Source organism: Streptomyces sp. NPDC001933 (assembly GCF_042890955.1).
In the GTDB taxonomy this organism is placed as follows: Bacteria; Actinomycetota; Actinomycetes; order Streptomycetales; family Streptomycetaceae; genus Streptomyces.
In genome coordinates, this window is record NZ_JBIASS010000081.1 from 1 (window position 1) to 7265 (window position 7265).

The 7265-nt window shown below is 68.9% G+C and carries 11 protein-coding genes and 4 pseudogenes; 5 read left to right on the forward strand and 10 right to left on the reverse strand.

All coding sequences use genetic code 11. The annotated features are described in order from the left end of the window. Window positions 1–238: 238 nt before the first annotated feature. From ACFYY7_RS44890 to ACFYY7_RS44900, 3 genes are all read right to left on the reverse strand, one after another. Window positions 239–604, reverse strand: coding sequence for a winged helix-turn-helix domain-containing protein (locus ACFYY7_RS44890; RefSeq protein WP_388672081.1), 366 nt, complete (start codon window positions 602–604; stop codon window positions 239–241). Then, on the reverse strand, window positions 601–1128 hold the full coding sequence (locus tag ACFYY7_RS44895; RefSeq protein WP_388672084.1) for a hypothetical protein: 528 nt from the start codon (window positions 1126–1128) through the stop codon (window positions 601–603). The genes ACFYY7_RS44890 and ACFYY7_RS44895 overlap by 4 nt, the downstream gene beginning before the upstream one ends. 486 nt (window positions 1129–1614) lie before the next feature. Beyond that, the gene (locus tag ACFYY7_RS44900; protein ID WP_388672087.1) at window positions 1615–1794 is read right to left on the reverse strand and encodes a hypothetical protein; all 180 of its coding nucleotides are present in this window, start codon (window positions 1792–1794) and stop codon (window positions 1615–1617) included. Between the two features lie 371 nt (window positions 1795–2165). Between ACFYY7_RS44900 and ACFYY7_RS44905 the strand changes: the two genes are divergently transcribed. Continuing rightward, window positions 2166–2345 (forward strand): hypothetical protein, encoded by a 180-nt coding sequence (locus ACFYY7_RS44905; RefSeq protein ID WP_388672090.1) that lies wholly within the window; start codon window positions 2166–2168, stop codon window positions 2343–2345. A 223-nt stretch (window positions 2346–2568) separates the two neighbouring features. On the opposite strand, the gene ACFYY7_RS44910 is transcribed toward ACFYY7_RS44905, so the two are convergent. From ACFYY7_RS44910 to ACFYY7_RS44930, 5 genes and pseudogenes are all read right to left on the reverse strand, one after another. After that, complete coding sequence (locus ACFYY7_RS44910) at window positions 2569–2835, reverse strand: DUF3761 domain-containing protein (protein ID WP_388672093.1); 267 nt, start codon at window positions 2833–2835, stop codon at window positions 2569–2571. A 202-nt stretch (window positions 2836–3037) separates the two neighbouring features. Continuing rightward, on the reverse strand, window positions 3038–3751 hold the full coding sequence (locus ACFYY7_RS44915) for an HNH endonuclease family protein (RefSeq protein WP_388672096.1): 714 nt from the start codon (window positions 3749–3751) through the stop codon (window positions 3038–3040). A gap of 142 nt (window positions 3752–3893) precedes the next feature. Further along, window positions 3894–4181, reverse strand: coding sequence for a hypothetical protein (locus tag ACFYY7_RS44920; RefSeq protein WP_388672108.1), 288 nt, complete (start codon window positions 4179–4181; stop codon window positions 3894–3896). A 51-nt stretch (window positions 4182–4232) separates the two neighbouring features. Next, window positions 4233–4508: pseudogene (locus tag ACFYY7_RS44925) on the reverse strand (hypothetical protein); the annotation flags it as partial. Further along, on the reverse strand, window positions 4438–4782 hold the full coding sequence (locus ACFYY7_RS44930) for a DUF2750 domain-containing protein (protein WP_388672099.1): 345 nt from the start codon (window positions 4780–4782) through the stop codon (window positions 4438–4440). The pseudogene ACFYY7_RS44925 and the gene ACFYY7_RS44930, both read right to left, overlap by 71 nt. Before the next feature lie 53 nt (window positions 4783–4835). On the opposite strand from ACFYY7_RS44930, the pseudogene ACFYY7_RS44935 reads away from it, so the two are divergent. Both ACFYY7_RS44935 and ACFYY7_RS44940 read left to right on the forward strand, forming a co-directional pair. Beyond that, window positions 4836–5355 (forward strand): annotated as a pseudogene (locus tag ACFYY7_RS44935) (kynureninase); the annotation flags it as partial. Between the two features lie 111 nt (window positions 5356–5466). After that, entirely contained in the window at window positions 5467–6135 is a 669-nt protein-coding gene (locus tag ACFYY7_RS44940; protein ID WP_376320683.1) for a DUF4232 domain-containing protein, read from the forward strand. 9 nt (window positions 6136–6144) lie between these two features. Here ACFYY7_RS44940 and ACFYY7_RS44945 read toward each other — a convergent pair. Further along, window positions 6145–6264 (reverse strand): annotated as a pseudogene (locus ACFYY7_RS44945) (IS5/IS1182 family transposase); the annotation flags it as partial. Between the two features lie 13 nt (window positions 6265–6277). Between ACFYY7_RS44945 and ACFYY7_RS44950 the strand changes: the two are divergent. Next, window positions 6278–6424: a hypothetical protein gene (locus ACFYY7_RS44950; protein WP_388672102.1), complete on the forward strand. Its 147-nt coding sequence runs from the start codon at window positions 6278–6280 to the stop codon at window positions 6422–6424. 96 nt (window positions 6425–6520) lie between these two features. On the opposite strand, the pseudogene ACFYY7_RS44955 reads toward ACFYY7_RS44950, so the two are convergent. Continuing rightward, window positions 6521–6853, reverse strand: a pseudogene (locus ACFYY7_RS44955) (transcriptional regulator); the annotation flags it as partial. 200 nt (window positions 6854–7053) lie between these two features. Between ACFYY7_RS44955 and ACFYY7_RS44960 the strand changes: the two are divergent. Beyond that, window positions 7054–7265 (forward strand): transposase (locus ACFYY7_RS44960; protein WP_388672105.1); only part of this gene is annotated, 212 nt, incomplete at its 3' end.

A 7265-nucleotide genomic window follows, 5' to 3' on the forward strand; every position in this document is an offset into this window, starting at 1 on the left:
GAACTCCTTCGGATACGGCTTGGGCACTGCAACATCCTTCCAGGCCGCCTCTCAGCAAGCCAGGTCAGGTGTCACTTATCCGTGCAGCAGTCCCGATCTGGGTGATGTTCACGAGTAGTGCCGGACAAACGCTGTTGCTGAAAGTGAACGAAGCCACCACCAGCCCCCGCGCTGCCGGTTCAGATCCCTCACCTTGCGGATCTGCTCCACCATGGCGCAGAATGCGGCCCCCACGTAGTCAGGGCAGATGCGGTGGCGGCCCGGCCTGTTGGGCTCGCGTGCTGGCGGCGTTCCGGGCCGCGGCAACGATCTCCTGCAGTGCGGCAACGTGCCGGGCCATCGCCTCCTGGCCGGCAGCGGTGAGCGCGAGCCAGGTACGCGGCCGTTTGCCGACGTGGCCTTTGCTGATCTCGACGTACCCGGCGGCCTCCAGCGCGGACGCGGCCTTGCTCAGGACCGAGTCGGACACCTGGCAGTGGTCGCGGACCACCGCGAACTCGGCTTCCGCGCACGCCGACAGGAACGCCGCGACGGCCAACCGAGTCGGGTTATGCAGTGCAGCGTCGAGGGCGAGCCCCGACGCTGAGGAGGGATCGCCGGTCATGCAAGTTCCTGTAGCCGACCCCTGATCACCGCGTTGCGCCGCGCGAGGCCGCCCCAGGCACCAACCCCCAAGCCGACGGCCGCGGCAACGATGATTGTCTGCGTCCCTGCGCCGAGCACCCAGCACCCACCGCCCACCCCGCAGGCCGCGACGACCATGGGGACCAGCGCGGTGACGATCCGCTTCCTGCGCTCACCCCTGGCGTCTACGGCGTACCCCTGCCCGGCTCGCCGCACGCCCGTGCTGCGCCTTGCGGTCCGCCTGATCCCGAAGACCGCCAGCAGAGCTACCGGCCACACGACGAACTGCTGGATGAGGATCCGGTCCGTCTCCAGGAGCCGCACCGCGACGATGGCGTAGACCGCCAGGAGCGCCCCCGCCGCCGGCCCGTACCAGGCGGGCAACAGCCCAGCCTGGAGCCGCGCCCGGCCCTGAGCAGCCTCCACCTCCCGCAGGGCACTGGTCGCGGCCTCGGCCGTCGGCGCGCCCTGGCACGATTCCCCATCAGTGGTGTTGTGCTGCATGCCGTTCAGCTCCCTTGATCAACTCTTGCCATCATGGCATGTACTTTCCAATCTGGAAAGTGCACGATGGGCGGGCGCGAGGGCAAAGCGCGCAGTGAGAAGCGGCGGTCTCACACCCGGCATCGCACTGCTGTCACTTCTCGGGTTCTGGCACAACTTCTGTGATGCCGCTCCGCCTCTGCTCGTGCTCGCGCCGGATCAACCCGCCGACCTGCTGTTTCCGCACGTCTCCCGAGCCGGAGCAGCGATTGACAGGCCGTAATCACAGAAGTTGTGCCAGAACCCCTTGAAGTGAACGAAGCCAGGCAGCGATGCGGGCTTATCGTGACTGCGCACGTGGCCGGGGTGGGCACGTATGCATCAGCCCGCCGGGCGGTGAACCCCTGCGGCTCGTACGGTCGGACATGAGTGCCCTGACAGGACGGTGCTCCCGGGATGGCCCCGCGGTCACTTCGCACGTTCCGCAGGGCCACCCCAACCGTCAGATCAGAGCATCCAGACGTGAGCGCCGGCCACCCTGGCGGCGACAGCCCCCGCCAGCAGGACGAGGGCCGTCCACGGGACCTTGTCCATGCTGACGTGGAACCCGCGGGCCCTGAACTCCACGTCGGGCCGCGGCTCTTCCTCTCCCTTCCCGGACTCACGGCCTGCCGTGCGCTTGCTCATGGAACTCCTCCTTCGTCCATGCCGCATGGGTGCCGTGCGGCGTGTGACGGCACTCTGGAGCGGAGGAGGATAAGCCGCGCAACTCTGGCCTGACCTGCGGTTATTCCGGATCTGGCGGGCGTCTATCACGTGCGGGGGTTAGCGGCGCAAGCCCCGGATTTCTGGTCACTCGGACGCGGAGAGTGACAGGCCCTCAGGTAGTACCGGGGCCTGGTTCTCGTCGAAGTGGTCAACGGGACGGGGCCTTCGCGACGCTGCCCCGTACGCACGCAGCTGCCCCGAGCGACAGCGGATAGGGACCGGTACGTCCTGGCTACTCGGGTGCTCTGCTCTGCAGGGTTCGCAGGGCTGCGAGGACGGCATCCTCGCCCTTGTCGTGGGCAGGCACCCGGCGGTCCAGTTCGGGCTCGGAACTCCCGGTTGGCGGCTCGGGCGGCTGCGAGATCGTCGTCACGGTCCTGGATCTTCAGCTCCAGGTCGATCGCCTGTTGCTCAAGGGTGATGATCCGGGCCTTGAGCTGCTCGATGTCGTCGGGGCCGCCGATGCCTGATTCGCGCCAGACCTGATCACCAAGTACTTCGCTGAGACGGGCTTCCAGGCGACGGACCTGGGTGGCGAGGCGGGCGGTGCGGGCATCGGCCGCTGCCAGGTCGGCCTGGAGGGAGGCCCGGCTGACGGCCGGGCCTCGGCCTCCGGGGAGCGCGGTCGGCGCTGCGGCCTGGGCGTGGATCTGACCGAGTAGGTCGCGATGGCGATAGAGGAACGAACGCCGCCTACTTGTACCAGTAGCGGACACCGCCATGGTGGCTGCAGGTGCCGCGGAACTTCGCCGCGTAGCTGACGGTCCCGTCCTTGCACTCGGCGGTCGCACCCGCCGGGTGCGCGCTGCTGGCCCTGCACACGCCGGTGGTGTGCGGAGCGCACGTGGTGGTCGCCTCGGCCTGGACGGCCGGGACGAGGAGCGCGGCGGCGACGGCGAACGCTGTGAGGGTGCTGCGGGCCATGCCGCGGCGGTCCGGTGCCGGGAGAGTGCGGATCACGATGTGGGGCCTTCCTGGTTCAACCCCCGTGTCGTTGCCGTGGGGTTGGCGGGGTGGGGTGTTGCGGTCGCCGCGGAGGAAGAGTGCCTGGGCGGAGGGGTCCTGCTCTTCCCCCGCGGCGAGTCGGGGTGCGGACGGGATCGTCCGGTGCTCCGGCGGTCTACCGGGCGGGGTTCCCGGCCGGTGATGCCGCCGGGTGGGGTCAGGCGTCGCAGGTGTCGAGCATCTCGGACAGGGCTGCAGCCTCGGCCGGGTTCGCGGTGAGCCGGTAGGTGGCCTTCACGCTGATCCAGGCGCGGCTGTAGGTGCACCAGTACGACTGCAGCGACGGCTTCCAGTTCCCCGGGTCCTTGTCGCCCTTCGCCCGGTTGCTGCCCGCCGACACCGCGATCAACTGCGAGTCGACCAGATCGTTGGCGAACGCGCGCCGCTCGGGCGTCGACCACTCCGAGGCCCCGGAGCGCCAGGCTTCCTTGAGGGGGACGACGTGGTCGATGTCGATGCGGGAGGCGGAGTCGATGGTCAGGCCGTCGTACTCGGAATACCAGCTGCCGGACACGGCCCGGCACCCGTCGTCCTGGACCACGTCCCGGCCGTCCCGCTGAAGCACGGCCTCGCGGGTGTCACAGGTTCCGTACTGGGTGATCCAGTGCGGGAACTTCGCCCGGGAGTAGCCCGGGACGTCGCCCTCGCCGGCCACCACCAGGTCCCCGAGAAGCTCGCGGGCCTTCACCGCGTCCGGCGGTTCGGGAAGCTCACGCAGGGACGGCGCCTGACCGGGGAGCGCCTGGCGGGCGGGGGTGTGGGGGCCTGCCGCGGTGGCGGTGGTGGGGGCGGCGGTCAGCGCGAGCCCGGCAAGAGCCGAAGCGGCGGTGAGGAGCGCGGTACGGCGCAGATGACGAGTCACGCCGATCATGCTCCGGCCCAGGCCGGCGCAGAATCGTTGCTGCCCGGCGGGTGTCACCCGCGTGGGTGGGAAGTCGTACCGGGCGCCGCAGCCGGGCCCGTGACAGTGCATACGAGGTCGTCCCCTGGCCAGCAGTCAGGCACGGGCACCCTCACCGCATCCGGGTCACGGTGAGGGTGCCGTGCCGGCCGGACCCGGCCAGCACCTCCACGACCAGATCCGACTCCACCCGCGTGTACGGCTCTCCCTCCGCCCGCCGCTCCCCCACCAACGCCGTACCGCTCAATGCCTCACCGACACGAGCAGCGAGGACCGGCTCCAAACGTGCGGACACCCGGGCCTCGTCCCCCACCGCCAGGACCAGATGGTGCGGCCTGAGCCGGGGCCCGGTGAACCCCAGCACCAGGGCGTCAACCGTGTCCGCGTGCCGGACTTTCAACCACCGACGCTGACCCGACGGATAGCCGGCGCTGCCGCGTTTGCAGACGATCCCCTCGATGCCCTGCTCGCGCAGGGCGTCGTACCAGAGCCCGGCGACGTCCCGGTCATCGGTCGCCGGGGTGACCTGGACCGGCGGCCCGACATCGGCGAGGAGATCCAGGAGGAAGGCGCGGCGCTCGGTGTACGGCAGGTGTCGGCAGTCGCCGATCTGCGGGTCCGGGTGCTGCAGAACATCTGGTGAGCGATGCCGTGGGCTAGTTAGCCGCCGCCAGCCGGTTGAGGACTTCCTTGGGAGTGAAGCTCCAGCCGACCAGGCGTGGCCCACTCCAGTTGATGCCGATCACGAGTCCATCTCGGGCGGCGTCGGGCAGTACGCAATCGCACCAGGTGTCCAAGGGCATGGATTCAACGCGGAGTCCATGCCCCCAGATCTTCGCTGCCCTCTGGGCGCGGGGCGAGGTCGACCAGAAGGGGAGACTTCGCGTGCCGTCTGCGGAGAGATGAGTCGGGCTTCCGTCGTCATCCCGGATAAGCCAGACCACTTCGCCTTGGCGGACATCTCGGAAGAATGCTGCCGCTTGCGACCCGCTCTGACTCATGGCCGCCGAGCCTACCGTTCCCCAACACTCATTTCGCTAGGAATTCTTAAAGTAATGGCGGGCCGGGTTCACCCGCGTACCTGTATGTGCCATGGCAACACCAGGCGGCCTTCGACTCGCCACTGCCGGGCTGGAACTCGCACGCCGAGCCGTTCGGCATGCGGCCGCAGTACGCGCCTGCCGACAGGCCGTGCGGGGGCGCGTCGGGACGCCGGACATCCTGTCCATGCTCGCGCTTGAGGCGGTCCTGGAGGTGTGGTCGCGGCCGGATGTCTCCGTCGACGCCGTAAGCGCGAAGTCCGTCGCCCTGACGGATCTCTTCGTGGAATGCGTGCGGGCGTACGTACCTGAAGGGAGGGTCGACGTCGTGACGCCGGGTTCCCATGCCGAGCGGGGCAGTCAGGTCGCGCTGCGTGGGCGGACGCCGGTGAGGTGATGGGCCGTCTGATCGCGGAGGGTGTCGTCGGCGACTTCAGTGCGCCTGACGTGCTTCGGTTCGGATTCGCGCCGCTCTACCTGGGGTTCGCGGAAGTGGAGCGGGCCGCGCGGGCATTGGCGACGATCTTGGGCTGAGGTGGTGTGGACTTGGTGATGCTCTACCTGGTAGATGCAACCAGTACGGCTTCGTAAATCATCCTGTCTTCTCAGTTGGCTCTTAGTTTTTGACGGAGAAGAAGGAAGTTCATGCGCACTCGTACTCGTACCCGCATAGCAGCCGTCGGCGCGCTCGCCGCACTTTCCGCGCTCGCGCTCACCGGCTGCAACAATGGCGACGAGGCCGACGCCGCTGCCGGCTCGTCCGCCCCCGCGTCGGACTCGGCCTCGACCGCGGCTTCGTCCAAGGCGTCGTCCGGGAGCAGCTCGAGCACGAGCGGCGGTGGTAGCTCGTCCAAGGACGGGGGCGGTGGCGCCACTGCGGCCTGCACCCTCCAGACGGTCTCGATCAAGTTCCTCATGAGCGATCACCAGGCCACCGAGCAGCAGGCGGCCAACGGCACCCTCAAGCTCACCAACACCTCCGGTGCCACCTGTACGGTTGTCGGTCCCACGACCGTGACCGCGACCGACGACGAGAACAAGGCCGGCCCGATCTCTGCGGACAACTCCGAGGAGGGCTCGGACGCGGTCGACATCCCGGCGGGCGGCTCGGCGACGGCAGACATCGGCTACAACAACCTGAACACCGAGGGCACCGCTCGCGACACCTGCCCGGTGGGCGCGTCCACCGTCAAGGTCGGGCTGCCGAAGCAGCCGGACACCACGGTGAACGTGCTGAAGGCGGACGGCTCGCAGGGCGGCTACTTCAGCGTCTGCGGCGACAGCTTCAAGGTCGGCGCCTTCACGGTCGGCTGAGATCTCATCTCATTTGGCGAGTCTGCGGTAGCAGATGAGGGTGCAGGCGATGCTGGTGATGGCGAGGAAGTGGTCGGTTTTGCGTTCGTAGCGGCGGTGCAGGCGGCGGCATCCGGCCAGCCATGACAGCCTCGGCACGTTCGTGTGGCCGCTGAACTTCCCTACCGGCCACATCCGGCCTCTGCGGGCCCGGGACGCCCGGACCGGCACCGACTTCAACCCCGACCCGGACGGCGGTGAGGACACACCCGCCCCCGAGGCCCGGCCCTCGCTCCGGCTCACCGGCTGAACCGTCGCCGCCCGTCGCGGCCGCCACGGCGCCCTCCCGACAGGGAGGGCGCCTTTGTCGTTCCCGGCCAGGGCGCAGTGGGTGGCGATATCACTGGTGGATCTCCACCCGGGTCCTGCCGGCGGCGTTCAGGCGTCGCAGGAGGTGCCGGGCGACGTTGTGGCGGCGGACCTGGCGGTAGGCGGCGTCGATGCGTTCCAGGTTGGCAGTGGACGGCCGGCGCCGCTCCTCCGGCCACGCCTTCAACGTGGCCGCCTTGCGGCTGTGGTCGGTCCGGGTCAGGTAGTGCAGGCGCGCCATCAGGCCACGCTTCACGGTGACGGGGGTGACGATGCCGTCCGCGAGCTCGTCGAGCTTGCGTGCGACGGCGTCGCTGCCCTTGATGCCCCGGGCGCCGTACTTCCCGAACTCAATGGTCCTCTCCGGCACGAATCTCCCCTTCTTCGTCGTACGAACTGGCACTCATCAGTGAACGGCCCCCTGTACGCCTCTCTGCGCCGCGAACTCGGGCCACCTCGGACTTTTAGAGGGCGGTTTGTGAGTCTTTGAGTCGCTCTGTGGTCGCCTGAAGGTGTGGGGTGTGGGCGGAATCTCCGGGTCCGTGGTGTGGGGTCTGTTGGGGTGGCGGGATGAGTGAACGGAAGCCGTATCCCAGCGACTTATCGGACGAGCAGTGGTCGTTGATCGAGCCTGTGATCACAGCGTGGAAGGACCGGCACCGCTCGGTCAGCGGTCATCAGGGCGCCTACGACATGCGGGAGATCGTGAACGCGATCCTCTACCAGGGGCGGACTGGTTGCCAGTGGGCCTACCTCCCGCACGACCTGCCGCAGAAGAGCGC

Excerpts from the sequence above, each read along its gene's own strand:
- ACFYY7_RS44890 (WP_388672081.1), bottom strand. The coding sequence starts at position 604 with ATGACCGGCGATCCCTCCTCAGCGTCGGGGCTCGCCCTCGACGCTGCA.
- ACFYY7_RS44895 (WP_388672084.1), bottom strand. The coding sequence starts at position 1,128 with ATGCAGCACAACACCACTGATGGGGAATCGTGCCAGGGCGCGCCGACG.
- ACFYY7_RS44930 (WP_388672099.1), bottom strand. The coding sequence starts at position 4,782 with ATGAGTCAGAGCGGGTCGCAAGCGGCAGCATTCTTCCGAGATGTCCGC.
- ACFYY7_RS44900 (WP_388672087.1), bottom strand. The coding sequence starts at position 1,794 with ATGAGCAAGCGCACGGCAGGCCGTGAGTCCGGGAAGGGAGAGGAAGAG.
- ACFYY7_RS44940 (WP_376320683.1), top strand. The coding sequence starts at position 5,467 with ATGCGCACTCGTACTCGTACCCGCATAGCAGCCGTCGGCGCGCTCGCC.
- ACFYY7_RS44915 (WP_388672096.1), bottom strand. The coding sequence starts at position 3,751 with ATGATCGGCGTGACTCGTCATCTGCGCCGTACCGCGCTCCTCACCGCC.